This is a genomic window from Pseudomonas sp. EGD-AK9, from assembly GCF_000465935.2.
Lineage (GTDB): Bacteria > Pseudomonadota > Gammaproteobacteria > Pseudomonadales > Pseudomonadaceae > Aquipseudomonas.
The window spans coordinates 1-747 of the sequence record NZ_AVOF01000759.1 but is presented as its reverse complement, the minus strand read 5'-3'; the positions used below and the strand labels follow the sequence as shown (position 1 = coordinate 747).

Sequence of the window (747 nt, the reverse complement as noted above, 5' to 3'; positions counted from 1 at the left end):
CTGCTCGAAGCGGCGGAAGGCCTGGCGCTGCGGGTCGCGACGCTGCTGCCAGGGCCTCAGCAACCACAGCGCCAGCAGGCCGAGCAGCAGCGTGCCGCTGCCGACCAGGGCCAGCGCCAGGCGCTGCCAGTCGAGGCTGCCAAACCAGCGCTGCAGCAGCTGCAACTGCTGCTCGCCCTGGTAGCCCAGCACCCAGCGCTGCCAGCCGTAGTTGAGGTTTTCCCAGCTCAGGCGCAACTGGTTGAGCCAGGCCAGCTCGCGGTAGCGCAGCGGCGAGAAGGGCTGGTCGTCGAGAAAACCGTCCTCCTCGGCCAGCGCCTCCTCCAGGCTCTGCTCGATGCGCTCCGGCGCCACCTGGAAGGTGGGATCGACGCTGCGCCAGCCGCGGCCTGGCTGCCAGTACTCGACCCAGGCGTGGGCATCGAACTGGCGCACCTGGATGTAGTTGCCGCCGGGGTTGAGCTCGCCGCCCTGGTAGCCGGCCACCACCCGCGCGGGAATGCCGGCGGCGCGCAGGACGAAGGTCATGGCCCCGGCGTAGTGGGCGCAGAAGCCGCGGCGGGTGTTGAACAGGAAGTCGTCGATGCCGTCCGCGCCCAGCGGCTGCGGGCGCAGGGTGTAGACGTAGGGCTCGCGGTTGAAATGCTGCAGCAGCGCGGCGACCAGCGCATCGGCCTGCGGATGCTGACGCTGCAGCTCGGCGGCCCAGGCGCGGCTGCGCGGATCGCCCTGCTCGGGCAGTTGCAG

1 protein-coding gene is annotated in these 747 nt (G+C 71.2%); it reads right to left on the bottom strand.

Annotated features, from left to right (window positions below; translation table 11 throughout):
• Positions 1-747: transglutaminase family protein (locus N878_RS23605; protein ID WP_021445963.1), on the bottom strand; the 747-nt coding region annotated here is incomplete at both ends.